At 53.2% G+C, this 24,667-nt stretch carries 20 protein-coding genes and 6 tRNA genes; 17 read left to right on the forward strand and 9 right to left on the reverse strand.

Features of this window, described 5'->3' with window-relative positions:
* Positions 1-208: 208 nt before the first annotated feature.
* The 3 genes from VV869_RS02960 to VV869_RS02970 all read left to right on the forward strand — a co-directional run bounded on the left by VV869_RS02960 (position 209) and on the right by VV869_RS02970 (position 2,536).
* Positions 209-1,075 carry a fructosamine kinase family protein gene (locus VV869_RS02960; RefSeq protein WP_337733505.1) on the forward strand — a complete coding sequence of 289 codons (867 nt, stop codon included), beginning with the start codon at positions 209-211 and terminating at the stop codon, positions 1,073-1,075.
* 202 nt (positions 1,076-1,277) lie between these two features.
* Positions 1,278-1,931 carry a hexitol phosphatase HxpB gene (gene hxpB / locus VV869_RS02965; RefSeq protein ID WP_337733506.1) on the forward strand — a complete coding sequence of 218 codons (654 nt, stop codon included), beginning with the start codon at positions 1,278-1,280 and terminating at the stop codon, positions 1,929-1,931.
* Between the two features lie 401 nt (positions 1,932-2,332).
* On the forward strand, positions 2,333-2,536 hold the full coding sequence (locus tag VV869_RS02970) for a CPXCG motif-containing cysteine-rich protein (protein ID WP_337733507.1): 204 nt from the start codon (positions 2,333-2,335) through the stop codon (positions 2,534-2,536).
* Positions 2,537-2,601: 65 nt separating this feature from the next.
* On the opposite strand, the gene VV869_RS02975 is transcribed toward VV869_RS02970, so the two are convergent.
* On the reverse strand, positions 2,602-3,210 hold the full coding sequence (locus tag VV869_RS02975) for a riboflavin synthase subunit alpha (protein ID WP_337733508.1): 609 nt from the start codon (positions 3,208-3,210) through the stop codon (positions 2,602-2,604).
* A gap of 239 nt (positions 3,211-3,449) precedes the next feature.
* Between VV869_RS02975 and VV869_RS02980 the strand changes: the two genes are divergently transcribed.
* The 10 genes from VV869_RS02980 (at position 3,450) to VV869_RS03025 (ending at position 8,157) form a co-directional block, all read left to right on the forward strand.
* A complete protein-coding gene (locus VV869_RS02980) occupies positions 3,450-4,820 on the forward strand; it encodes an MATE family efflux transporter (RefSeq protein WP_337733509.1) in 1,371 nt (456 codons plus the stop codon).
* 108 nt (positions 4,821-4,928) lie between these two features.
* Positions 4,929-5,978, forward strand: a complete 1,050-nt coding sequence (locus VV869_RS02985; protein ID WP_337733510.1) for a DUF3080 domain-containing protein — start codon at positions 4,929-4,931, stop codon at positions 5,976-5,978.
* Positions 5,979-6,109: 131 nt separating this feature from the next.
* The gene (locus VV869_RS02990) at positions 6,110-6,370 is read left to right on the forward strand and encodes a DUF5062 family protein (protein WP_337733511.1); all 261 of its coding nucleotides are present in this window, start codon (positions 6,110-6,112) and stop codon (positions 6,368-6,370) included.
* 65 nt (positions 6,371-6,435) lie between these two features.
* A complete protein-coding gene (locus tag VV869_RS02995; protein ID WP_337733512.1) occupies positions 6,436-7,245 on the forward strand; it encodes a ParA family protein in 810 nt (269 codons plus the stop codon).
* A 193-nt stretch (positions 7,246-7,438) separates the two neighbouring features.
* Positions 7,439-7,515, forward strand: a tRNA-Val gene (locus VV869_RS03000).
* Positions 7,516-7,560: 45 nt separating this feature from the next.
* Positions 7,561-7,637: transfer RNA gene (locus VV869_RS03005), tRNA-Val, on the forward strand.
* A gap of 59 nt (positions 7,638-7,696) precedes the next feature.
* A tRNA-Val gene (locus tag VV869_RS03010) sits at positions 7,697-7,773 on the forward strand.
* 47 nt (positions 7,774-7,820) lie between these two features.
* A tRNA-Val gene (locus VV869_RS03015) sits at positions 7,821-7,897 on the forward strand.
* A gap of 59 nt (positions 7,898-7,956) precedes the next feature.
* Positions 7,957-8,033: transfer RNA gene (locus VV869_RS03020), tRNA-Val, on the forward strand.
* A gap of 47 nt (positions 8,034-8,080) precedes the next feature.
* Positions 8,081-8,157 (forward strand) — tRNA-Val (locus tag VV869_RS03025).
* A 118-nt stretch (positions 8,158-8,275) separates the two neighbouring features.
* Here VV869_RS03025 and VV869_RS03030 read toward each other — a convergent pair.
* The 3 genes from VV869_RS03030 to VV869_RS03040 form a co-directional block, all read right to left on the reverse strand.
* Positions 8,276-9,196 carry a ribose-phosphate diphosphokinase gene (locus VV869_RS03030; protein WP_337733513.1) on the reverse strand — a complete coding sequence of 307 codons (921 nt, stop codon included), beginning with the start codon at positions 9,194-9,196 and terminating at the stop codon, positions 8,276-8,278.
* Positions 9,197-9,208: 12 nt separating this feature from the next.
* On the reverse strand, positions 9,209-10,720 hold the full coding sequence (locus VV869_RS03035; RefSeq protein WP_337733514.1) for a thymidine phosphorylase family protein: 1,512 nt from the start codon (positions 10,718-10,720) through the stop codon (positions 9,209-9,211).
* Between the two features lie 102 nt (positions 10,721-10,822).
* Positions 10,823-12,178 carry an MBL fold metallo-hydrolase gene (locus VV869_RS03040; protein WP_337733515.1) on the reverse strand — a complete coding sequence of 452 codons (1,356 nt, stop codon included), beginning with the start codon at positions 12,176-12,178 and terminating at the stop codon, positions 10,823-10,825.
* A 329-nt stretch (positions 12,179-12,507) separates the two neighbouring features.
* Between VV869_RS03040 and VV869_RS03045 the strand changes: the two genes are divergently transcribed.
* Together VV869_RS03045 and VV869_RS03050 are read left to right on the forward strand one after the other, a co-directional pair.
* Entirely contained in the window at positions 12,508-13,590 is a 1,083-nt protein-coding gene (locus tag VV869_RS03045; RefSeq protein WP_337733516.1) for a porin, read from the forward strand.
* Positions 13,591-13,636: 46 nt separating this feature from the next.
* The gene (locus VV869_RS03050) at positions 13,637-16,816 is read left to right on the forward strand and encodes an ExeM/NucH family extracellular endonuclease (protein WP_337733517.1); all 3,180 of its coding nucleotides are present in this window, start codon (positions 13,637-13,639) and stop codon (positions 16,814-16,816) included.
* Positions 16,817-16,941: 125 nt separating this feature from the next.
* Here VV869_RS03050 and deoR read toward each other — a convergent pair whose 3' ends face one another.
* The 3 genes from deoR to VV869_RS03065 all read right to left on the reverse strand — a co-directional run bounded on the left by deoR (position 16,942) and on the right by VV869_RS03065 (position 19,118).
* Positions 16,942-17,700 carry a DNA-binding transcriptional repressor DeoR gene (gene deoR / locus VV869_RS03055; RefSeq protein WP_337733518.1) on the reverse strand — a complete coding sequence of 253 codons (759 nt, stop codon included), beginning with the start codon at positions 17,698-17,700 and terminating at the stop codon, positions 16,942-16,944.
* A gap of 156 nt (positions 17,701-17,856) precedes the next feature.
* The gene (locus VV869_RS03060; RefSeq protein ID WP_337733519.1) at positions 17,857-18,159 is read right to left on the reverse strand and encodes a bactofilin family protein; all 303 of its coding nucleotides are present in this window, start codon (positions 18,157-18,159) and stop codon (positions 17,857-17,859) included.
* A gap of 8 nt (positions 18,160-18,167) precedes the next feature.
* A complete protein-coding gene (locus tag VV869_RS03065; RefSeq protein ID WP_337733882.1) occupies positions 18,168-19,118 on the reverse strand; it encodes a M23 family metallopeptidase in 951 nt (316 codons plus the stop codon).
* Positions 19,119-19,338: 220 nt separating this feature from the next.
* Here VV869_RS03065 and VV869_RS03070 point away from each other — a divergent pair, with 220 nt between their 5' ends.
* Positions 19,339-20,439 (forward strand): efflux RND transporter periplasmic adaptor subunit, encoded by a 1,101-nt coding sequence (locus tag VV869_RS03070; RefSeq protein WP_337733520.1) that lies wholly within the window; start codon positions 19,339-19,341, stop codon positions 20,437-20,439.
* Positions 20,439-23,618 (forward strand): efflux RND transporter permease subunit, encoded by a 3,180-nt coding sequence (locus VV869_RS03075; RefSeq protein WP_337733521.1) that lies wholly within the window; start codon positions 20,439-20,441, stop codon positions 23,616-23,618. The genes VV869_RS03070 and VV869_RS03075 overlap by 1 nt, the downstream gene beginning before the upstream one ends.
* Positions 23,619-23,712: 94 nt before the next feature.
* Here VV869_RS03075 and VV869_RS03080 read toward each other — a convergent pair whose 3' ends face one another.
* Entirely contained in the window at positions 23,713-24,165 is a 453-nt protein-coding gene (locus VV869_RS03080) for a GNAT family N-acetyltransferase (protein WP_337733522.1), read from the reverse strand.
* A gap of 44 nt (positions 24,166-24,209) precedes the next feature.
* Positions 24,210-24,629, reverse strand: coding sequence for a GNAT family N-acetyltransferase (locus VV869_RS03085; RefSeq protein ID WP_337733523.1), 420 nt, complete (start codon positions 24,627-24,629; stop codon positions 24,210-24,212).
* Positions 24,630-24,667 lie beyond the last annotated feature (38 nt).

A 24,667-nucleotide genomic window follows, 5' to 3' on the forward strand; every position in this document is an offset into this window, starting at 1 on the left:
CGGAAGACTTTCCGGCTTTTTTCATTGTTTTGTCATCTGTTCAGGCCGCCAACCCGGTCAGCTTTGGCTATGCTTGGATGAGCAGATCAGAAGTCAATGCGCTAAAACCTTGATGAACGCACAGTAACGGGTTCAGAAATTAGGCTAGGATGTTGAAGGAACAGGTAACTTCTGACTGGTTATACCTGGATGGGCCGTGGAGGATGCTATGTGGCAAGTAATATCTCACCAGCTTTCTGATGTTTTGGGAAAACCGTTCACAATCACCGAAAAGGAGCCGGTCGAGGGCGGCGATGTCAACGACTGCTACTGTATCAGCGATGGCAACGACCGTTTCTTTGTCAAACTCAACGATCGCGAACAACTGGTGACCTTCGAAGCCGAAGCTGAAAACCTGCGTATTCTTCAGGAAGCCGGGTGCATCCAGGTTCCGGAAGTCCAGCATCTGGGGATCTCCCGCGAGCACGCCTTTCTGATCTTAAATTTCCTGCCCACCAAAGTCCTGGATGACGACAGCGCCTACGCACTCGGCCAGGACTTGGCTCGCCTGCATGCCTGGGGCGAGCAAGCCGAATACGGATTCGATATCGACAATTTTATCGGCCTGACACCGCAGCCCAACAAATGGCGCCGCCGTTGGTGCCGGTTCTTTGCCGAACAACGCATCGCCTGGCAACTCCAGCTTTGCCTGGAAAAAGGGATCGACTTCGGCAATATCGACACCATCACCAGCCGGGTCATCGATCTGCTCATGAACCACCAGCCCAAGCCGTCGCTGCTCCATGGCGACCTCTGGCACGGCAATACCGCCGTTACCGTCACCGGCCCGATCATCTTCGATCCGGCCAGCTACTGGGGCGATCGGGAATGCGACATCGCGATGACAGAGCTGTTTGGTGGCTTCCCGCCCCGCTTCTATGAAGGCTACCAAGCCATCTGGCCCCTGGACGAAGGCTACCAGGAGCGAAAAGAGCTGTACAACCTGTACCACATCCTCAATCACTGTAACCTGTTCGGCGGCAGCTATATCGCCAAAGCCGAGCACCTGATTGAAAAACTCGGACTGCTCGATTAATCTCTCCGCCCATCGCACGGTGGCGGGCGTCCGTCCCGCCACCGTGGCACACGCCCCCGTGACCTTCCACGCCATACCATGACGAGCGCCGCAATCTTGTGTTATCTTCAGGATTTCCGACAAGTCAGAACGTGCGAATCGTCAGATATTCAGATGGGTGCGAATCCGACTTGCCGCTCGTCGTGAAAATTGAGAGATGTACATGTTACAAGCTGCTGTTTTTGATATGGATGGCCTGCTGGTCGACTCAGAACCTTTCTGGCAACGCGCTCAAGTTGAAGTACTAACATCGCAGGGTGTTCAGATCACGCTGGAAGATACCCGGGAAACCACCGGACTGCGTATCGATCAGGTGGTCGAGTTCTGGTTTGCCAAGCAGCCCTGGCAAGGGAACGACTGCGCCACCGTCACCGACTTGATTGTCAGCCGGGTCGAAGCCCTGATCAACGAGCACAAACCCATGTTGCCGGGGGTGCTGGAAGCGATTCAGGTTTGCGAACAAGCCGGGTTAAAAATTGCTCTGGCCTCTTCTTCTCCGATGCGTTTGATCCAATCAACCCTGCAGGCTCTCTCCCTGGAAGATAAGTTTCTCGCAGTTCTGTCGGCCGAGCATCTTCGCTACGGAAAACCACATCCGGAAGTCTATATCAATGCCGCCGACGCACTGGGCGTTCCGCCTCAGGCCTGTGTTGCCTTTGAAGATTCGGTGAATGGACTACTGGCGGCCAAAGCCGCGCAAATGAAGGGGATCGCCGTTCCGGAACTTCACTTTGCCGATGATGCCCGCTGGGCGATTGCAGACCAGAAACTTCGCTCGTTAAACGAAGTAAGTAGCGACTTGCTTCAGGCGCTGTAGCGCCATTTTTCGCAGCTTTCAGAGGTAAAGATCAACGCTTTCTCTTTACCTCTCATTTTTATCTTTTGCTTTCAGCGCAATGTTCCGAAATTGACTTTTTATCTTTTCACGCCGCTCTGATAAAACGATAAATTACCAGCACAACAATTCCCCTTACAGACACATTCCCCGTGATTTATCCTAAATTGCCCCACCAATCAAACTTTATGGTTAATTCTCAGCAAAAACCAACACAAAACGCTACAGTTTAGATAAATGGAGGATGCCAATCGTCCATGAACTGCCTTGATTTGAAAGGATTTTGATTCCCTCTGTCCGACAATCGAATCTCCCCAGGGGCGAATACAGAACAGAATGGAATCTGGCTTGACGTGCTCAGCACTTCAGTAAGGAGTACAACAATGAAAAATATTACAGAGCAAGGGGTTATCTGCCCGCATTGCGGCCACAATATTCGCATCACCTTAGATACCAGCGGCGGCAGTCAGGAATTCTATGACGACTGTCCGGCGTGCTGCCATGCCATTCATTTGACCATGGAAGTCGATGAATTACATCGCACCATCAACTTATTTGTGGATGCCGACGACGAACAAATTTTCTGAGCCAGAGCCTGCGTGATCACGAGACAACACCGCAGGCTCAGCGGCCGGGCTTGCAATTGTCCCGATTATGCCCGGGCTGCCAACACACGCTCAACGGTATCGACGATCGCCTGGGTTTGCGGGTCGATTTCAATATTGACCCGATCACCGGCGCGACGCTGACCAAACAGCGTCCGATTCAGCGTCTCCGGGATCAAATGGACACAAAACTGCGTGCCAGTGACCTCACCGATGGTCAGCGAACAGCCGTCAATCCCGATATAGCCTTTACGCAGCACGTACTTACTGTAGTCCTCCGGTAAGTTGAACCACAGCGTACAATTATTTGGCGTAGTGATCACTTCGCTGATTTCGGTGGTGAAGTTCACATGGCCGGACATCGAGTGGCCACCAATTTCATCGCCAAACTTCGCCGCCCGTTCAATATTGACGTGATCGCCCACCACCACCCGGCCCAAGTTCGTCACTTTGAGCGTTTCCTGCATCAGATCGAAAGCAACCCGATCGCCTTCAATCGCCGTCACGGTCAGGCAGCAGCCGTTATGGGCAACCGATGCACCGATTTCCAACCCGCTGAGCAACGCTTGCGGTATGCAAATCACATGGGTCTGAAACTGCTCTTTTTTAATGATCTCAACAACTTCTGCGGTCCCTTGAACAATCCCGGTAAACATACATACTCCAGAGGAAAATCCGGTATCCGAATCATGGATACCGCTTGAAAAGCGTATCCTAGCACAACCTTCCCGGTTTCCCGGATATTGCCAATGGGCCTCCGGGAAATTCCGGCCAGGATTTCCGAAATCACAGCGTTTTTTAGTCGTTAACAATTGTGTCACGTTATTATCGCGCTATAATTCACCGCTCAGCACATTTGTATTACCTTTCTCTTACCCTGTTCCAGGAGCATCCCGTGCAAAACTATTGGCGAGAAACCCGTCATCTCTTGAAATTAGCCATTCCGGTACTGATCGCATCTGTGGCCCAAACCGCCATGGGATTTGTCGATACCGTCATGGCCGGTGGCGTCAGCGCCACCGACATGGCGGCCGTTTCCGTTGCCGCAAGCATCTGGTTACCGGCCATTTTATTTGGGGTTGGCCTGTTGATTGCGCTGGTGCCGATCGTTGCCCAGCTCAATGGTTCCGGAAAGAAAGAAAAGATCCCATTTGAAGTCCAGCACGGATTTGTCCTCTCCGCGCTGGTGTCCGTTCCGATTATTCTGGTGCTCTATAACGCAGGGATCCTGATTGACTTGATGGACGTTGAACCGGTTCTGGCTGAGAAAACCATCGGCTATCTGCATGCGGTACTCTACGCTGTTCCCGGCCTGTTGTTCTTCCAGACCCTGAAAAGCTTCTCGGAAGGACTGTCCTTAACCATCCCCGGGATGGTCATCGGCTTTATCGGCCTGGCAGCCAACATTCCGCTGAACTGGATCTTTGTCTACGGTAAATTCGGCGCACCGGAAATGGGCGGCGTCGGCTGCGGCGTCGCAACCGCGATTGTCTACTGGCTGATGTTTATCGCGATGCTGTTCTATGTCTTCATCAACAAACGCTTAAAACAAGCGGGCCTGTTTACCACGCTGTACCAACCGCAACCGAAGGCTGTTCTGCGCCTGTTTAAGCTGGGCTTCCCGGTCGCGGCCTCGCTGTTTTTTGAAGTTTCCCTGTTTGCAGCGATTGCCCTGCTGATCTCCCCCTTGGGTTCGATTGTGGTGGCCGCGCATCAGGTTGCAATCAACTTCTCCTCGCTGATCTTTATGCTGCCGATGAGCCTCGGCGCAGCGTTGAGCATCCGGGTCGGTTTCCTGATGGGGAAAGAAGAGATTGATGAAGCCCGGATTGCCAGCTATAGCGGGATTTTCGTGGCAATCGCAATGTCGCTCATCACCGCGGTCTTCACCGTGCTGTTCCGTGAAGAAATCGCCCAGCTCTACACCGACAACCCGGAGGTTATCCTGCTGGCCGGTCAACTGCTGTTCCTGGCCGCCGTGTATCAGTGTAGCGACGCGATCCAGGTGGTCGCCGCCGGTGCCCTGCGTGGTTATAAAGATATGCAGGCGATTTTCAGCCGCACCTTTATCGCCTATTGGATCCTGGGTCTGCCGTCCGGGTATATTCTGGGTATGACCGATTGGGTGGTGACACCGATGGGCCCGCACGGCTTCTGGTATGGAAACATCATCGGCCTGACGTCCGCCGCCGTTATGCTGGCCGTGCGGATGCGCTGGGTACACCATCAGGACAATCAGTTCCAACTGGCAATGTCACTGCGATAAGCCCCGCATCTCCCCCATCGAAAACAAGGCGACTCAGGTCGCCTTTTCTTTTTGCGACAAAGTTAACCATAATAAAGAAAGCAATCATAAAAAACATAAGCTTACGTGATGCCAAAATGCCCTGCGATTTTTGTACTGCTCCTCTGCTTCGCCCTCTTCGGGTGTGAGCGCAATGACTCGGATGCCAGTTTCGAGACCTATCAGCAGCGCCTTGCCAGTGTTCTCGAGGTGCCGGCACCTGCCGCACCGAAAACACAACCTCCGCCCCTGCCGGACATTCGTGACCTGATTCTCCCGATAGAGGAAATCCGAATCGGCCTGCTGGATGCATATGAACTTCGAAAGTGTGGTTTGTTCCAGCTCATCGCAGAGCGAAACTCGACGCTGGGAAAGCTTCAGGATAAAACCCGCCAGATGCGCTACGAGCTGCTGTTTATGGACGGACTGGAATACTGCCTCAGTACGTTACCGGAAGACTCAGACTTGCGGCCCCAGCTTGAGCAGTTTCACGCTTTAAAACGCAGGCAACTGCCACGTTATTTATGGAACATGCTGACAACTGGGGAAGAATGGCGCCGGCAACTGAACCTGTTCACCCACGCCTTTCCACTGGACAGCTTCCCCGGTGCAACAGAGAACCAGGAAGCAATGCGCTTCTTGCAACACATTCACCAGATCATTACCCGGGGGGAAACCCTGCCGCCCAAGCAGGCCGAAGGCTTACTCCATCATCAGGCGGCCATTCACACCTTCCGTTACTTCGGCCAGCTCGTCTATTCCTTAGCCCGTGCCAGCGACTGGCTCAACGCCTCTACCCGGCTGCTGGAAACCCATGAATCCGGGGTCATCTGCGGGGCAAACCGCAACCAGCGGCAAGCGGAATATCTGAGTAATGTGTTCTATCAATTTTATGCCGTCGACCTGCAGCCCTATCTCGCCGAACTCGACAGCCAGTATCAGCAAATCCAGGTCCCCCTGCGGATATTGTTGAACCCACCGCCGGAACTGAGTCCCCGGTTTACGCCCTACTACGACTATTACCTCGCCGGTCAACTCTATCAGGACTATCGCCAAGCCATCCTCAGCCATGTCCGATTTTGGCAGCGCACGTTCAAACGCTGCCGGATCAAAGTCGGTTTGCAGCACCAATCCAACTGATGCTACGCAAACTAGTATTAGCCCAACCAACACCGAGGCAGCCCGAGCTATCTATCCCGGGTGAATCCCTCTATGATGAACTCAGCTGTGCTATCAGGCACATAGGTGGATCGCGAAGGGAAGGAACACAGATGAAAAAGAATAAGAACGATGCCAAATTACTGAAAAAAGCGCTGGAATTGGGCTTTGCCTTTGCGCACAAGCAAGGCTACGGTGATTTGGATAAAAGCGTTTCGGCCAAAGACAAGGTGGAATGTATTTACCGCCTGCTGGTTGCGGCCAAGCAAATTACGCCACTGGCTCCGGATCAGGAAGACGGCCCCAATATGAAGCATAAGCTGGTGTTGTGGATTTCCCGCTTATTGCCCCCGGATCACGAGTTACTGAAATAAGCATTGCGACGCATACCGCGGTCAGGTAACGTATTTTGATTCAACATCATCCAGGGAAGGGAGACATGCGGCGAGTCATATTTAACCAAAAAGGTGGCGTGGGTAAATCCAGCATTGCGACTAACCTAGCGGCACTGAGCGCGGCACAAGGCTACAAAACACTGCTGATCGATTTGGATGTTCAAGGCAACAGCAGCCATTATTTGGGCTACGATCCCCGCGATGACGCCGGGACAGATCAAAGCAAGAGTATTGCAGAATTACTGAATCAAACCGTCGGCTGGTTTTCGGTCTCCACACCGGTCAAAGCCTTTCCCCAGCCGACTCAATTCCCCAAGTTAGATATCATTCCGTCTAGCCCCAAACTGGAAAAAATTGAATCTGAACTCGAACGCCGTTACAAAATCTACAAGCTTCGGGATGCGCTCGATGAACTCGAAAAAGATTATGATCGCATTTACATCGATACCCCGCCCAACTTTAACTTTTTCAGCAAAGCAGCACTCATTGCCGCACAGCGGCTACTGATCCCATTCGATTGCGACAGCTTTTCCCAGCAAGCCCTGATGACTCTGCTCAATAATGTCGCCGAGCTTCGCGAAGATCATAACCGAACACTGGAAGTCGAGGGCGTGATTGTCAACATGTTCAACGCCCAGGCGAATTTTCCGGCCAAAATCATTGCTGATTTGAGTGACATCGGCTTACCGATCCTCAAGCCCTATTTGCCTTTATCAGTCAAAATGAAAGAGTCACATTACCACCAGCAACCACTGATCCATATGCTCCCGAATCATAAGCTGACCCAAGCCTTTGAACAGTTATTTGCGCATCTAGAGCAAACCACATCCAACAGGCTAGAAACTGAACAATAACAAGGTATTACTTGTCAGACATCCCAAATCTCGATAGCGCTTTGGAGGCTGTTATTGCTGATTTGGCTGGCGCTTTGCATAAACAGTAAGCAAACACGCGCTTTTTTCAGTTTTTATGGATAGTTGCACTTGCGCCCCCATCATGAAGTGTTTAATATCCACCTTGTTCTCAGGAACATGACAGTTCAGTGATACGACCGTAGCTCAGCTGGTTAGAGCACCACCTTGACATGGTGGGGGTCGGTGGTTCGAGTCCACTCGGTCGTACCAATTTTGAATATCAAACCAGAATATTCGATAAACTGTGAACAATCTGCGTCTGTAGCTCAGCTGGTTAGAGTATCGCCTTGACATGGCGGGGGTCGGTGGTTCGAGTCCACTCAGACGCACCAAATTAAGAATGCCCTGCCCTTTCGATTTATGTCGACAAATGCGGTGCATCATAAACAATACGACCGTAGCTCAGCTGGTTAGAGCACCACCTTGACATGGTGGGGGTCGGTGGTTCGAGTCCACTCGGTCGTACCAATTTTGAACGTTAAACCAGAACGTTTCGAAATACTGAAACAAAATCTGCGTCTGTAGCTCAGCTGGTTAGAGTACTACCTTGACATGGTAGGGGTCGGTGGTTCGAGTCCACTCAGACGCACCAAATTAACATGCCCCGACCTTTCGGTTTTTATCGATAAAACGCGGTACATGACAAACAATACGACCGTAGCTCAGCTGGTTAGAGCACCACCTTGACATGGTGGGGGTCGGTGGTTCGAGTCCACTCGGTCGTACCAATTTTGAACGTTAAACCAGAACGTTTCGAAATACTGCAACAAAATTTGCGTCTGTAGCTCAGCTGGTTAGAGTACTACCTTGACATGGTAGGGGTCGGTGGTTCGAGTCCACTCAGACGCACCATTTCTCTCGAAAGAGATTGAAAAGCCTGTTCTCCGGAACAGGCTTTTTTGTATCCCGACGTCACTGCCAACCTGCTTTCTCAGCCAAGTTTTATCGGATCAGATTTCCTCGAAACAATCTATCGGACTACATATTCTCGAATGGGCGCCAGCAACAAAGCCGTCAAATCCAGCTGCGGTCCGGCATATGGAATCGAGTTGGTCGTCACCAGCTGGTGTACCCCTTTGTCCAACAATCGTTGATCCGAGCTGTCGGCAAAAATACCGTGAATGGCCGCGCAGTCGATGGTTCCGAGTCCCTGTGCCTGTAAGGCATCGACGGTTTTCAGCAAAGTTTCACCACTGGCAATCACATCATCAATGATCACCGCTGTTCGACCCTGATATGGACGCAGATCCGGCAGCGTAACCTGAACATCCCGATCCCCACGGCGTAACTTGGTGCCAATCACGAACGGGTGACCACTTTGTTTTGCAACATCCGACACCCACTGGTGGCTTTCTTGATCCGGCCCAATCAGCAACAACTGTTCCCTTGTCGCCAACCACGCCGTCAATAGTGATGTGGCATGCAGTACCCGGCTGGGAATCGTATAAATCTCATCGAGGGATTGATAACGGTGCAGGTGTGGATCCACGGTGATCAGCCAGTCCACCTCCCGGGACAGTTGCCCGGCAAAAATACGTGAAGTCACGGCTTCTCCCGGCATAAATCGGCGATCCTGGCGCATATAGCAAAGATAAGGCGCAACCAGCCCCACACTTGTTGCACCGAGTTCACGCAAGGTCGCCGCCAGATAGATCATCGGCAAATACTTGTCATCCGGCCGGGACAGGTCTGCCAGAATGATACAAGGCCGCCCGCTGACATCGCTTTCCACACGCAGGTAAGACTCGCCGTCCGGGAAGCGCCGGGAGGCGAGCTGCCCCGGTTGTGCCGGCAGTTGCTGACACAAGCTCCGGGCTAACGGATGCGGTGTCAACGCAAACAACACCGGATGATTCTGCTGCTGATGCACCTGTGCCATTTCGTCGACCATGGGCCACCTCCATTACAAGCCATCTGTAATCACAAACATATCCAAATTTTCCCGGTAGTACGCCAAAGCATAATCCCGCTCGCCCAGGCTTTGCGTCAACAGGGTGAACAGCGGCGCCCCTTCCTCGACCCAATCCCCCACAGACACATGAAACCGCAGGCCTGCGCTGGCTTCATTCGGTGCCCCGGCCAACTTCGCTAACCGGGCCAGGCGACGATTATCAATCCGCAACACCCTGCCACTGCGCCGGGCATACTGAACCTGCTGATGTTTTGCTGTCGGTGGGATTTTTACCGGGCCTTGCGCCTGAAGAATTCGTTCAAACTGCGCCCAGGCAGCCCCGCTATCCAGAAGCTGGGTAGCCTGAGCCAACGCGGCATCCAGCCCCTCACCAAACGCAAAGTCGAGCAGCTCAGCTGACAACTGTAGCGCCCGTGTCCTGAGCTCACTGGTCGGCCCGACGTCGCCTTTAAGGATGGCCAGGATCTCCCGGGCTTCCTCCGCCGGACCAATGCCCAACCCAATCGGGTGACTACCATCGGTGATCACGCAGCGAACATTCAGGCCGAGCGCCAAACCGACCAACGGGAAGAGCTCCGCCAGCCGATAGGCATCCTCCTGGTTCCGTACTTTAGCCGTCTCGCCGACCGGAATATCGATCAACACATGGGTAGAACCAGCAGCAATTTTTTTCGACAGCACCGATGCAATCAGTTGTCCTTCACCATCCAGATCCAGCGCCCGCTCTACCCGGATCAACACTTCATCTACCGGACTCAGGCTCACTGCCCCACCCCAGGCCAGACAGGCGCCGGTTTGCTCCACCACGGTTTGTAACTGTGTCAGTTTCAGATCCACCGTCGTCAGAGTTTCCATAGTATCTGCCGTTCCGGCAGGTGACGTGATTGCCCGCGAGGAGGTTTTCGGGATCACCAATCCGGCGGCACTGACAATCGCAACCACCAGGGGTGTCGTCCGATTACCCGGCAGCCCGCCGACACAGTGCTTATCAAAGACCCGCTCATGCCCCGGCCATGTCAGCCGTTTGCCGCAATCGACCATCGCACGCGTCAGCGCAATAATCTCAATGGAACTCAGCCGCTGACCGGCACAAGCTGTCAGAAAGCTGGCAATCTCGATATCACTGTAATGGTGAGCCCGGATGTCCGAAATGATGGAGCGGATATCCCGATCATTGAGTTCATGGCCATAAATTTTCTTCCGCAACGCGCTCAGTGAGGGCACTAAGGGAACATGCTTCACCTGGACCTGATCGCCATTGGCAACCCCCAGGCGTTGAAAGGCTACATCAGAAAAACCGATATGATGGTGCGGCATCACGTGCTTCGCCACCACATTCAGTGTCGCAATAATCACCTGCCCATCCGATTCGACCGCAACCCTGGAGCTGGCCACCAGCCCCTCGGCGCGACAGATATGACAGTCACTCCGCATATAGACCACCGGCTCCTGGTGAGTATCAATCCCCATTTTCATTGCAGTCAGCAGATGCTTCTTCTCCATACGGTTCGGCACCTCATGTTGTGGTTATCCATGACCCATCGGATCTCAACAGCATCCTTGATGTATGCCCCACACGGGCTCACCCGCGTCCCTGATCTCCGGTTAAATGGTCACAATGCTCTGGTATCCGGCAATATCGACCCGGTACTTGGTCGTTTGTTGCAAGTGATCCCGCATCCCTTCGAGGGCATCCGGGTCGCCGTGAATTAGCTGGATGGGGGTGTTGTGGCGTAAAGAAGAACGTTTCAGCCACGTGATGATATCGACATAATCCCCGTGCCCCGACAAACCTTCGATCACTTCAACTTCGGCCTTGTTTGCGACCCAATCCCCGTGGATTTTAATGTGCTCGGCACCTTCCAGCATTTTGGCGCCGCGGGTCCCCCCGGCCTGGTAACCGACAAACAAAACGGTGGTACGGTGATCCGACAATCGCTGCTTCATGTGATGCAGAATCCGCCCGCCAGTGACCATGCCGCTACCGGCAATAATAATCATCGGTCCCTGCTTTTCAGCAATCATCTTCGATTCATCCACCGTGCGGGTGAACACTGCGACGTTGCACATTGCATGGCATTGATCCGGATTCAGCTTATGCTCCACTGCGTATCGGCAGTAAATATCGGACACATCAATCGCCATCGGGCTGTCAAGGTAAGTCGGTAGTTTGGGGATCCGCTTGTCGGCCATCAGTCGCGATAACATGTGCAGCAAAGTTTGAGCACGCCCGACCGCGAAGCTGGGGATCAGCAGGGTTCCCCCCTTCTGCGCCGTACGATTCACCACATCGGCCAGTGCGGTCATCGGATCGCCTGCATCATGCCGCCGGTTCCCGTATGTGGACTCCAGAAACAACATATCCAGAGTCGGCAGCGGTTCCGGCGGGCGCATCAGAATGTCATCCGGGCGCCCGACATCTCCGGAGAATCCGATCACCTTGCCTTCCGCCTGCAGGATCACGCTGGCCGCACCGAGAATATGTCCGGCATTTTGCAGTCGAAGCCGAATATCCCCGACCTCGAATGTTTCCTCGTAATTGACCGACTGAAACAGCGCCATCGACGCTTCCGCGGTCGGCCGATCATAGAGTGGCTCCGGATTTTCGTGCTTACTTAGCTGATGCTTGTGATAAAAATTCGCATCTTCTTCCTGCAAGTGTCCACTATCGGCCAACAAAATCCCGCAGAGCTCTTTCGTCGCACTGTGCGTAATCACCGGTCCCCGGTACCCGCGCTTATAGAGCACCGGAATAAAACCGGAATGATCCAAATGCGCATGGGTCAGCACAATGGCGTCCAATTTATCGATATCAAACAGTTGCGGCTGCCAGTTCCGCCGACGCAACCATTTGTACCCCTGATACAAACCACAATCGACCAGAATCCGGGTGGTTTGGGTTTCCACCAGGAATTTCGATCCCGTGACCGTTTCACAACCGCCAAGACAGAAAATCTTCATCGTTTTCCACAACTAAAAAGAGGGTGCTCCATCAATAGTAGTGTCGCTTCCGCCATTCCACGAAATTTCATCTCTGCTTCAGTGCATAGCCATGCCATGTCTACGTAACGATGCCGTCATCAGATGGCCATCGACTGATGTTAGTTGCGTGAAAATAATCACATTTTAAACAGAATGTAATCACATGGTTTCTATTCTACAAAGGCATATTGTTGACAGTTATCACAATTCCAAAAGCAACCGATTGCGAGTAATTACTCTAAGTGTGAGCATATAAACAGTTATTTGCGATTCAATGTTAAAAATCTAACACTTTCTAAGGTCAAATAATGAAAATGACAACGGCTCACAAAACCAAACTTGCGGCACTCGTTTCTGCCCTGCTCTGCGCATCCAGCGCACATGCAGCCAAGATCTACCAGGACGAGCAAGGTAATGCCATGAACCTGTATGGTGAAGTCGGCGTTGGCGGACACTTCGGTGCCAACTACGAATACGGCGAGTTCTATGCCGATCAGGGCTACATTGACGATTCATTCGCCACACTCGGGGTTAAAGGCAACAACGGCGATCTTCAGTACCGCCTTGAAGTCGACTACGAGCGTGAAAACTGGGCCTACGGCTCCGGCGATATGGTGCTCAGCATCGACAAGCTGTACCTGGGCTACATCCTGAATGACTACCACTACGTTGAATTCGGCCTGACCGACACCGCCTTCGACGACTACGACAAGTGGGGCGACTTTACGTTTGACACCACGGTCGAAACCGGTGAAGCAGGCGATCAGGATGCCACCGTCAAATATGAAGGGACTTATGGCAGCGTGAAACTGGGTACCTCATACAGTTACAACGCCCAGTCGTCTTCCGGTGCCCTGCTGGGTGACGTGGTGAACGGTTATCTTGGCTACTTCGGCGACCGCTTCTCTGCTGTGGTGGGGCTGGAAGGTCGTGCCGGCTCTGAAGGCGAATCGAAATATGGTGAGCAGCGACTCGTCGGCTTTGGTATGCGCTTTGCCCTGACCGACAGCCTGCTGTTCGGCCTCAATGCCTTCTACGAAGAAGAAGATATTGCCCAGTCGAAAACAACCGTTGATGCAACGGACCCGAACAACAAGGTTTACGCCTTTAACGACTACCAGACCTTAAAGAACGAGGGTGCGCTGGTCTCTGCCAAATACATTCTGACCGAACAATGGGAATTTGTGGGTTCGGCAAACTACGAATCTTATGAGAAGTGGGAAGCGGACAGTGAATTCTGGGACGGTAAGAACACCGACTGGGGCAACAGCCGTACCTGGGGCACCCTGGGCGTGAACTTCAAGCCAACCCGCTCCTCGGTGATCGCGATCGAAGGTAACGTCGGCGAAGCGGCCCAGGATGCCTACGCCTACGCCCGTGTCTACTTCTAAACATTTTGTGAATACGCTATCTGCGACTGACGAATGAGAACTCACAATGAATAAGAAAATTACTGTCCTCTCTGCGGCCATTGCCACCGCCCTCTCCGCCCCTGTGCTGGCGGATATCAACGATATTATTATTTCCGAGTATGTCGAAGGCTCTTCTAATAACAAAGCCATTGAACTGACCAACCTCGGAAATATCGACTTTACCTTTGACGACACCATTGCACTTTACTATTCCGATGGCCAGCACACGAATCCGGTACAGGATAAGAACAAAAATCCAATTTTAAAAGGCATCACAGTTCCGGCAAATAAATCTGTGGTTATTGTCAATGGTGCCGCCAGTCAAGATCTAAAGGACGCGGTGACAACAAATAACAGCACTCTTGTACTCACCGGCTCTTACACTGAAATTAAGTTTAACTCATTAAATTTCAATGGTGATGATGCCGTCTTACTGGCAAACGCCAATGATGCGACTCAGGTTCACGATATCATTGGGGTAAAAGGCAATTTCTGGGGCGCTGACAAAACCCTTCGCCGCGTGAAAACCGCCACCATGCCGAGCGCAACTTATAAGGGTGGCGACTGGGCACAGTTAGCAAAGGATGATTTCTCAGGCCTGGGCGATCCGACCCTTTCTGATCAACCCCCTGTCCCGACCCCATGTACAGATGCCAGTGGTAAGTTTGAAACCAAAACAATTGGCGAAATCCAGGGGGCGGGATTCCGCTCGCCGCTGCTTGCCGACGGTAAATATATCAGCGACAGCGAATATCAAATTGATGGCGTAGTCAGCGCGGTGGGCAGCAGCCTGATGAAAGGCTTCTATCTGTATCAAAGCGATGGCAATGAACTGACTTCAGACGGCGTTTTTGTCGCCACAAAGGCTTATGTGGATGAAAGCCTGGTCGGCAAAACCGTTTGTGTGATTGGTAAAGTTGAGGAAGCTTATGGCCTGACACAGATTCTGCCGACAGATGATCAGTGGGAAGTGGTGGATGACAGCACCACCGCGCCAGCAGCTGTTGATCTGACCCGCATCACAACAGACAAAGAGGACTTCCGCGCCACGTTGGAGCGTTTTGAAGGCATGAAGGTCAAGCTGCCGAAAGATATGGATGCCAGCCAAGAAGGCGACCAGGACATGCGAGTGTCGCGGACCTTCAGCTACGACTATGACAGCCGCCGAGACAATATGGTGCTGGCTTACACCCGTCCGAACATGCAGCCGAATCAGCACCATGTCGCGGGCAGCGTGGAATCGCAACTTCAGGCCAGCCAGAACCGTAACTTCCGCCTGTTCGTCGATAGCGACCAGAAAGCGCCAAGCGGCGAAATCCCGTATTACCCGAAATTCCAGGATAACCCGCACAAGGACTACATTCGGGTAAATGACAGTATTGTCGGCCTGGAAGGGATGATCACCTACAAAAAAGGTGAGTTCCGTCTTGTCCCAACCAATAATATTGAGCTCGCTATCCAGCCTGGAAAGTTACCTGATGGCAACACGAATCCTTACATTATCCGCAATACGCCGCGGACCTCCTCACCCGAGCTGAACGATGAAACCACGTTCGAGCAATTCCCAATCCGAATTGCAACCCAAAACGTGCTGAACTTTTTCAACTCGCCATACGGCGGCGCGGATAACCAGCACGGGGATAACCGGGGCGCCAAGAGTGAGATTGAATACACCAAGCAGAGAGATAAAATTGTTGAAGCCATTTATGGCCTGGATGCCGATATCATCGGCCTGATGGAAATCGAAAACAACGGTTTTGGCGACTACAGCGCCATCACGGAGCTGGTCAACGCAGTAAACGAGAAATACACCGACGAACGCTACTCTGCGCGCCATGGCAAGAACTCGATTGAAAACAAGTATGTTTTCGTTGGTTTCGACTCTGACGGCAACGCCCTGCTGGACGACCTGGACGCCATCGGCGGCGATGCGATTTCATCCGGCCTGCTCTACCGCCCGAGCAAGGTGACGCTGGAATTCTCGAAAGTCATCCCGATGCCATACCAGAAGGCACCGATGATCACCGATGAGAACGGCGCTGCAATCGTCGACAGCAAAGGCGAAATCCGTGAGAGCGGTAAGAACTACCAGCGTGATACCGTGGCTGCCACCTTCTGGGTGAACAATACCGGTAAGAAACTGACCGTGGCCGTCAACCACCTGAAATCCAAAGGTTCAACTTGTTGGGAAGACTGGCAGGGCTGGGAGAAATGGGACAACTTTGATCCGGCAAAAGACGATGTCAAAGATGATGACTTCCAGGGCTCTTGCGAAAACTTCCGGGTCGCAGCCGCTGATCACCTAGGTAAAGAAATGGCTAAAATCGGTGGCGATCGAGTCGTCATGGGCGACATGAACTCTTACGCTCAGGAAGACCCGATGCTGGTGCTGACAACAATCCCTGCCGGGAAAACCCTGAAAGCCGCTCGCGATACTTTCATTGGCTATAAGCCTCAGTTTGGTGAGAACGGTGGCGTCATCACCAAAGGCTATGGTTATATCAATGCCGTATCCCTGAAAGATGAAGCCAATAAACGTACCAGCTGGAGCTATTCGTTCAATGATGAAATCGGCTCTCTGGATCATGTCCTGATCACCAAAACCCTGGAAACCAAACTGTTGGATGCCACCGACTGGCATATTAACTCTTCCGAGTCGCCACTGTTTGATTACAAGCATAAGAACAAGGGCAGCTCAACGGTTATCGACCGCCTCTACAGTGCCAATGCATTCCGCTCTTCTGACCATGATTCCGCGATTATCGCCCTGGGTTATGGCTACGGTGAAACCGCAGGCGAGCGTGTGATCCTGGCGAGTAAGAGTGACCGAATCGAAGTGGCCTACCCGGTGAAAGGCGGAACAGCGGGGCAAATTGCCAAGATTTCGTTCTCCCCGGCACCGGCGGACATGACCAACGTAGCGCTGCCGTCAGTCACCCTGAAAGAGAGCGGCGACCAGACCGTGATGTTTGATGTCAACGGCATCAAGCCAGGTGATTACACGGTAACCATGGAATTGGTCAACCCGCTGACCAAAGCGGCTACAACAGAAGCGACTCGCACCATGCAGGTCACCGTCATTAAACGTGATTCGCTGACCCCGAAAACCACTGTTCAGCCATATGACGGCAGCGGCGGTTCATTCGGCCTGTTTGGTCTGCTATCGATGCTGGGCCTTGGCTTCCTACGCCGTAATAAGCGCTAAGCCACGTTAAGCAAGACAAGGGAGCAAATCCCATCACGCAAAGAGGCCGACTTCCGGCCTCTTTTTTTTGCTTACACCTCCCGCAGTAAAGCGGTCAAAACCCGACGACATCGGTGAAGTAAGGCTTACTGCGCTCCGGAACCAAGGACGCACTCCTGGTAAGCGAGCGGAATATCCGCATCGCAAATAAACTGATCCATTTGCTTCAAATCACAAACAAACGCCGATTTCACGGTACCCAGTTTGCTGTGATCCGCCAGCAGAATTTTTTGCCGCGATTGGCGAATAGCCTTTCGCTTATACGGCAGCTCTTTGTAGGAATAACAGGTGATCCCCATGGCCACATCCACCCCGGCCGCAGAGACAAACATCAAATCAAACCGCAGGTTATCGATTTCGCTCTGATCCCCGAGCGGGTAAAAATTGTCGTGCTGGGGATCATACTCCCCGCCACACAGAATCGCGGTACAGTTGGCCTTTTTTTTCAAGGCCATAAACGTATTGAGGGAAAAACAGACCCCGGTAAACGAGATCTGCTCGTCAATCGCCGCAATCAAGTGAATATTGGTCGTCCCGTTATCAAAGAAAATGGTCTGATTTTCGGCCACGTAAGCCGCAGCCATGGAGCCAATCAGTTGCTTTTCCTGGACGTGATTCCCGGTCTCCTCCTGCAAGATATAGCGACCGCCCGGCTGATTTCTTGGCTTGCTGACGATATACCCGCCAATCAGACTCACCAGCTCGCAGGGGTCGCTGAAATCCCGCCGAATGGTCATTTCAGACACCCCCAGTTGTTGGGCTGCCTCTTTTAAATGTATCTTTTCCCGACCCGCCAGAAGCGCATGGAGCTGCTTCAACCTGCGATCTCTTTTCGTTTCTGCCATTCGCAGCCCTGCTCTTCCTTCAATCATCATCAAATGCAACACCAGAAGCATCGCGCCACCCCGTTAAATCAGCGGCGGACGCTTTGGTGAATGACTGTAACTGCTAGGATAGAACAAGTTCAAACTTCTATAAAACGAGCATTATCAACAGTTTGATCAGGATTTGGAATTCACAGCTTTTTCTTTCGGGATCAGTGCCACCACCTGCTCCTGCTCAGTCGCATGGGTGGTGCCCAGGAACTTTCCCCCCCGCTCAATGCTTAGGTTGTCACAGTAAATCGTGCCGGAGACCACCCCGTTTTCAAGGATTTCCATCACGTTGGCCCGGCAGGTGCCTTCGACCAAACCGTTCACCACAATTTTGTCAGCCTGAATCTCCCCTTTCAGTCGGCCTTTACGACTGACCATAAGGTTTTTCTCCAGGCAGATCTTCCCTTCGATCATTCCGTCAACCTGCATATTACACGCTAACTGGAGCTCTCCCTGGATAAAGCATCCTTCTGCGATGAGAGTTGTACCTGCAGACTGACCCGCTGCGTCACCTTGTTTATTAAAGAAACCCATTTCACGTTCCTCTCTTTCTCAAATATCTGTTCAAAGTTATCCATTTCCCAGTCCACAAACGGTGCCGGATCCAATGCCCGACCGACAAACCGAACTTCGTAATGCAGATGAGGACCGGAAGAAAGCCCGGAATTGCCAGAATAGGCAATCAAGTCCCCTTTGTTGACAAAGTCACCATTGCGGACAGCGAATTTTTTCAGGTGGGAATAGGAAGAGGTAAATCCAAATGCATGTCGCAGTCGCAAGTAGTTGCCCGAACCCTTCTGGCTCGGTCGGACCGCCGACACCACACCATCGGCCGGCGCATATACCGGCGTACCGGTATTCACGGCAAAATCAAGTCCCTGGTGCATTCGCTTCAGCCCGGTCACCGGGTGCTTGCGTACACCAAATCGTGAAGAGCGTCTGGCATCTTTCACCGGCGAGCCGCTGGGCAGCGTATCGAGCACAATTCTTCGCACCACCGAATTAATCGCAGCCACATCCAGCCGATCCTCCAGCGTTTTCAGCCCCCCGGAATCGCCCCCGAGAACCAGCTCCAACTGATCCAGGCGCTCTGACACCAGAGTTAAGCGCAAATCCTTGTCGTCCAGCGCCCCCTCCAAATCGGCCCGTTGCTGCTGCAACTCGGCCAGTTGGTCGAGAACCTCACGGGACTGTTGCGCCAACGCCTGTTGTTTCTCTGTCGCTGCCTCCAGCGCCGTCTGCAGATACAGAATGGTGCCCACTGCGAATATACCGGAGATTAACGCCAGCACCCCGGTGCCCCATACGCCATGACGGATTTTTTTCCCGACCCGGAAGTGTCTGGAACCATGCGCCGAGGAGACAGAGATCGTGATATGTTCCTTCATCATTTTGCATACTCAAGAATGCCTCAGCCCTGAATGGCGACCAACGCCCGCTCACTGTTAATTTTCATCTCACAATATTTGAGACATCACGCAAAAAAACAAATGAAACAAAACACATAAGCAACTTGAATACCTTATCAAGGTCGACAGTCAGGCTGTAAACTAACAATAATCTGTGCCGCGTATGCCCGCGCCGTATCTTCCACAAGGACAGTTGCTGATGTTGCCGTTAAAAAAAGTGCTCTCCAGAAAACCCTGGATTATCTCCCTGTTTGTTATCCTGATCATCGCCCTCTGGCTTCTCAGCGGACGTACGACGGTTGATGCCGAAAAACCAGAGAGTGCCAAAGACACGCAACAGTCCTCGGCGCCGCCGCTGGCAAAAGTTGTGGTGGAACAATTTCAGGCCAGCCCGACACAAAAAGTCATCGTCCTCTATGGTCGCACGGCGCCGGATCGCGAAGCGACCCTGGCAGCCCAGGTGGCTGGCGCAGTGGAATCCCTCCAGATCCGCAAAGGGCAACGCGTCACTGAAGGCCAGCCGCTGCTCCGGCTCGACAAAGCCGACCGTGAGCTGCAACTGAAACGGGCCCAGGCGCAGCTTCGGGTTCGAGAGAAAGAGTTCAACGCCTCACGCTCGCTGCGCGCCAAAGGACTGCAAGGCGAAGTTGCCCTGAGCCAGGCCGAAGCAGCACTGATTGAAGCCAAGGCCACGGTTCGCAACCTGGAACTGGCGCTGGAAGATACCGTCATCACCGCGCCTTTTGACGGGATTATCGAAAAATTGCTGGTTGAGAAAGGCGATTACCTCGGCATAGGCGATCCGGTCGCGACCATCGTCGATCTCAACCCGCTGGTGATTAGCGCAGATGTCAGCGAACGCCACATCCAGAACATCCGGAGCGGACTGGATGCCAATATTACCCTGGTGGATGGCGCGAAAACCAAGGGGGAACTGCGGTATCAGGCCTCGGTGGCCGACCCGCAAACCAACACCTTTGCTATTGAAATTGAAATCCCCAACCCGGACATGCGCCTGAACGCTGGTGCCAGCGCCAGTGTCGAGCTGGTACTGGATACCCTGGAAGCCATCAAAGTCAGCCCTTCCATGCTGGCGCTCGATGAAGCCGGTAACTTAGGGATCAAAACGCTGGCTGATGACAACAAAGTCAGCTTCGTACCGATTTCAATCGTCAAAGTCGAGCCTGACGGCATCTGGCTCGACGGCGTCGGCAAGCAAGTGTCGGTGATCACTGTGGGCCAGGGATTCGTTCGTGATGGTGAAAGCGTGATCCCGGTACGACAGGCGGAGGCGAAGTAATGCTGACGTTAATCGATGCGGCGCTCAGCCGCTCCCGAACCATGATCACCCTGCTGATCCTCATTCTGATCGCCGGGGCCATCATGTATCGCTTGATGCCCAAAGAATCAAACCCCGACATTACGATCCCGGTCATTTACACCTCGGTCACCCATGAAGGGATCAGTCCGGAAGATGCCGAGCGGCTACTGGTACGTCCGCTGGAGAAAGAACTGCGCACCATTGAAGGCATCAAAGAAATGGAAGCCACCGCAGCCGAAGGCTATGCCTCGGTTGTTCTGGAATTCAATGCCGGGATCGATATCGAAGAGGCCCTGACCGATGTGCGCGAGGCGGTGGATCTGGCCAAGGTGAAACTGCCCAGCGACAGTGACGAGCCGAAAGTCAAAGAGATCACCATCGCCAGTTTTGACCCGGTCTTGTCCATGGTGCTCTACGGTACCGTCCCCGAGCGGACTATCGTCCAGATCGCCCGCAAACTTCAGGATGAGCTGGAGAGTTATCGCCAGGTATTGGAAGTCGATATTGCCGGAGACCGGGAAGATGTCGTCGAAGTGGTGGTTGAACCCCTACTGATGGAAAGCTACGGCCTGGATCAGGCTGACGTATTCAACCTGGTGGCCCGGAACAACCGGGTGGTCGCCGCCGGTTATATCGACAGCGGATACGGCCGTTTCTCCGTGAAGGTCCCTTCCGTCTTCGACTCCCTGAAAGATATTCTCGAGTTGCCGATCAAAGTCGAAGGCAACACCGTGATCACCTTCGGAGACATCGCCACCGTGCGCCGGGCATTTCGTGATCCCGACAGCTTTGCCCGCCTGAACGGCCAACCCGCAGTGGTGTTGGATGTGAAAAAACGGGCCGGGGAAAACATCATTGAGACGGTCGACATTGTCAAAGCGGTGATGGCGGAAGCCCAGCAGTTAGATGACTGGCCCGATAACCTGCTGGTGGAATACACCCTGGATCAATCCAAGGATGTCAAAACCATGTTGGTGGATCTCCAGAACAACATCCTGTCGGCGATCATCTTGGTGGTGATCGTGATCCTGGCGATCCTCGGTGCCCGCACGGCACTGCTGGTCGGGATCTCGATCCCCGGCTCTTTCCTCACCGGTTTGCTGGTCCTGGCCGTGAGCGGCGTGACCATCAACATTGTGGTGCTGTTTTCGCTGATCATGGCGGTCGGGATGCTGGTCGACGGCGCCATCGTGGTCACCGAATATGCCGACCGGCGAATGCAGGAGAACATTCCGCGCAAACAGGCGTACCAGGAAGCAGCCAAACGCATGGCCTGGCCGATCACGGCCTCAACCGCGACCACCCTGGCAGCCTTTGCGCCCATGCTGTTCTGGCCGGATACCACCGGGGAGTTCATGCGCTACCTGCCACTCACGCTCATCGCGACCCTGAGTGCGTCTCTGGTCATGGCCATGCTGTTCGTGCCGGTGCTCGGCAGTGTGTTCGGCAAGCCGCAATATATCAGCCCGAAACAGCAACAGCGGCAAATTGCTGTGGAGAACGGTCAGTTTGACCAAGCGACTGGCCTCACCCGGCTCTACCTCAACAGCCTGAATCTGGCGCTCCGCCATCCGGTGAAGATCTTACTGGGAGCATTAGCCTTTACCGTTGTGGTCGCTGTCGCCTATGCCAAGGCCGGACTGGGCGTGGTTTTCTTCCCGGACGTCGATCCACCGCACTTCACGATTAAGGCTCGTTCACAGGGCGATTTGTCCATCTATGAAAAAGATCTGTTGATGCAACAAGTCGAGGCCCGCGTAATCGGCACCGAGGGGATTAGCAGCGTCTACACCCGAACCGGAGGGGATGATCAAATCGGCCATATCCAGATCAACCCGCTTGACTGGCAATACCGCCCGCCGATTAAAGACATCATTGCTGAGCTACGGGAGAAAACGGCCGATCTGGCCGGGATTGAGCTGGAATTTACCTCCCCGGATGCCGGACCACCAAGTGAGCATGATCTGTTAATTGAGGTCAGCGGCACCAACAGCGCTGAGATGTCGCAGACCGTTCAGCAGGTCCGCCGCTGGATCGAGTCCCAGCCCGCGTTTACCAATATCTCTGACTCAGACAACAAACCGGGGATCGACTGGGAGATTAATATCGCCCGGGATGATGCCGCCCGCTTCGGCGGGGATGCCACCCTGGTCGGCAACACGGTTCAGTTCGTCACCAACGGGTTAAAAATCGGCGAATACCTGCCCAACGATACCGACGAAGAAGTCGATATCCTGGTCCGTTATCCGCAAGATAAACGGGATATCGGTCAGTTCAACGAATTGCGGATCAAAACCCAGTACGGGTTGGTGCCGATCACCAACTTCTCCAGCATCACGCCGTCACCGAAGCAACATACCATCAGCCGGATAGACGGAAAGCGGGTAGTTCAGGTGATGGCGGATATGGCACCGGGTTTCAACCTGAGCCTGGAAATCCCCAACATTCAGGCAGCCCTTGATCAAATGCCGATTGCAGCTGGTGTGACGGTTGAAATTCGCGGGCAGAACGAAGAACAGGCGGCCTCCCAGCAATTCCTGCAAACTGCATTTGTCGTAGCGCTGGCCGTGATGGGGCTGATCCTGGTCACTCAGTTCAATAGCTTCTACCAGGCTTTTCTGATCCTGAGTGCGGTGCTGTTCTCAACCGTGGGCGTCTTCCTCGGATTGCTGATTTTCCAGCGGCCGTTTGGCGTCATTATGTCCGGGATCGGGGTGATCTCACTGGCCGGGATTGTGGTCAACAACAACATCGTGTTGATTGACACCTATAACCAACTTCGTAAGCAGGGCTACGAGAAAACCGTGGCGATCATGCACACCGGTGCCCAACGTTTGCGCCCGGTGCTGTTGACCACCATCACCACAATTCTCGGGCTGCTACCGATGGTTCTGGAAATGAACATCGACTTGATCGGCCGGAAAGTGGAATTCGGCGCGCCGAGTACCCAATGGTGGTCGCAGCTGGCCACGGCGGTTGCCGGCGGTTTGACCTTCGCGACCCTGCTGACCCTGATCCTCACCCCTTGCTTGCTGATGCTGGGTCGGGATCAACATCAGAAAATTCAGCGCCGTCGGTTTGTCTATAAACCCAGTCACCACCAGCAACTGGAAAAACCGAAAGAAGTTTCGCGGGAGAAAACGGAAGATGTTTATTAGCGATTTACCGGGTGCGCTTTAACCATATCCATACGCCGAAAATAAAAACAGCCAGCGTCAAGCTGGCTGTTTTATTCTCCGTTCGGCATGAGAATCAGGCTGATTTGACACGCTGCGTATAGTGATCAAAAGTCGTCACCTTCACATAGCCTTCCGATTCATAAAGTGCCTTCGCCTTTACGTTCGATACCGCAGTGGCTAATTTCACCGTCAGCGCCCCAGTCTCCTTAGCAAAGGACTCGACATGCTTGAGTAAAGCCCGGGCGACCCCCTGGCCGCGGGCCGAATCCGCCACAAATAAATCGTTGAGGTACCACATGCTTTTCATCGCCACTGATGAAAACGACGGATACAGCTGAACAAAGCCCAGCGGCTCACCATCGTCTGCCAACGCCAGAAAGATCACCGAATCCTGATGTTCTAAACGTGCTTCAATAAAAGTCGTGGCCGCGTCGAGGTCTGGTGCCTGTTCATAGAACTGACGGTAACCATCGAACAAAGCCGACACTTGGACTATTTCTGCCCGGGATGCTTTCACAATTCTCATTTGACTTCCTTGTTTGGTACTGACCGGAACGCCGCACTCGCCAATCAGGACGATGGCAAGTTCGGCACAAATTTCTTCGTCATCCCATGGCTCGACGGCGCAACCATTCTGTATCCCAGTTTTTCATAAAACACCGGTTCGTCCGCAATCATGGAAACATAAGACCCCTCAAGGGCCACGGAAGCCAGATAGCCGTCAATATGCATCATGATTTGCCGCCCCAAGCCTTGTCCCTGATAGTGCGGGTCCACCGCTACATCCACCACCTCAAAATTACAGGCGCCGTCACCGACGACACGCCCCATCGCAACAAGGGCTTCGCCATCGTAAATTGAAACACCATACAAGGAATTCGGTAATCCGATGGTTGCCGCCTGCAGGGATTTTGCGGACAGGCCGGCTTTCACTCGTAATGCACAGAACATTTCTGCACTGGGTAATTGTTCAACAATATTTAATGTCATGATTGATCACTCCTTGTTCAGGCGGATAATCATACACA

Source organism: Photobacterium sp. MCCC 1A19761, from assembly GCF_037389125.1.
Lineage (GTDB): Bacteria > Pseudomonadota > Gammaproteobacteria > Enterobacterales > Vibrionaceae > Photobacterium.

Excerpts from the sequence above, each read along its gene's own strand:
- VV869_RS03085 (WP_337733523.1), bottom strand. The coding sequence starts at position 24,629 with ATGACATTAAATATTGTTGAACAATTACCCAGTGCAGAAATGTTCTGT.
- VV869_RS03040 (WP_337733515.1), bottom strand. The coding sequence starts at position 12,178 with ATGAAGATTTTCTGTCTTGGCGGTTGTGAAACGGTCACGGGATCGAAA.
- VV869_RS03070 (WP_337733520.1), top strand. The coding sequence starts at position 19,339 with ATGTTGCCGTTAAAAAAAGTGCTCTCCAGAAAACCCTGGATTATCTCC.
- VV869_RS02995 (WP_337733512.1), top strand. The coding sequence starts at position 6,436 with ATGCGGCGAGTCATATTTAACCAAAAAGGTGGCGTGGGTAAATCCAGC.
- VV869_RS02990 (WP_337733511.1), top strand. The coding sequence starts at position 6,110 with ATGAAAAAGAATAAGAACGATGCCAAATTACTGAAAAAAGCGCTGGAA.
- VV869_RS03030 (WP_337733513.1), bottom strand. The coding sequence starts at position 9,196 with ATGGTCGACGAAATGGCACAGGTGCATCAGCAGCAGAATCATCCGGTG.
- VV869_RS03045 (WP_337733516.1), top strand. The coding sequence starts at position 12,508 with ATGAAAATGACAACGGCTCACAAAACCAAACTTGCGGCACTCGTTTCT.
- VV869_RS03075 (WP_337733521.1), top strand. The coding sequence starts at position 20,439 with ATGCTGACGTTAATCGATGCGGCGCTCAGCCGCTCCCGAACCATGATC.
- VV869_RS03060 (WP_337733519.1), bottom strand. The coding sequence starts at position 18,159 with ATGCAGGTTGACGGAATGATCGAAGGGAAGATCTGCCTGGAGAAAAAC.
- hxpB (WP_337733506.1), top strand. The coding sequence starts at position 1,278 with ATGTTACAAGCTGCTGTTTTTGATATGGATGGCCTGCTGGTCGACTCA.
- VV869_RS02960 (WP_337733505.1), top strand. The coding sequence starts at position 209 with ATGTGGCAAGTAATATCTCACCAGCTTTCTGATGTTTTGGGAAAACCG.
- VV869_RS03065 (WP_337733882.1), bottom strand. The coding sequence starts at position 19,118 with ATGAAGGAACATATCACGATCTCTGTCTCCTCGGCGCATGGTTCCAGA.
- VV869_RS02985 (WP_337733510.1), top strand. The coding sequence starts at position 4,929 with ATGCCAAAATGCCCTGCGATTTTTGTACTGCTCCTCTGCTTCGCCCTC.
- VV869_RS03050 (WP_337733517.1), top strand. The coding sequence starts at position 13,637 with ATGAATAAGAAAATTACTGTCCTCTCTGCGGCCATTGCCACCGCCCTC.
- VV869_RS03035 (WP_337733514.1), bottom strand. The coding sequence starts at position 10,720 with ATGGAGAAGAAGCATCTGCTGACTGCAATGAAAATGGGGATTGATACT.
- VV869_RS02975 (WP_337733508.1), bottom strand. The coding sequence starts at position 3,210 with ATGTTTACCGGGATTGTTCAAGGGACCGCAGAAGTTGTTGAGATCATT.
- VV869_RS03080 (WP_337733522.1), bottom strand. The coding sequence starts at position 24,165 with ATGAGAATTGTGAAAGCATCCCGGGCAGAAATAGTCCAAGTGTCGGCT.
- VV869_RS02970 (WP_337733507.1), top strand. The coding sequence starts at position 2,333 with ATGAAAAATATTACAGAGCAAGGGGTTATCTGCCCGCATTGCGGCCAC.
- deoR (WP_337733518.1), bottom strand. The coding sequence starts at position 17,700 with ATGGCAGAAACGAAAAGAGATCGCAGGTTGAAGCAGCTCCATGCGCTT.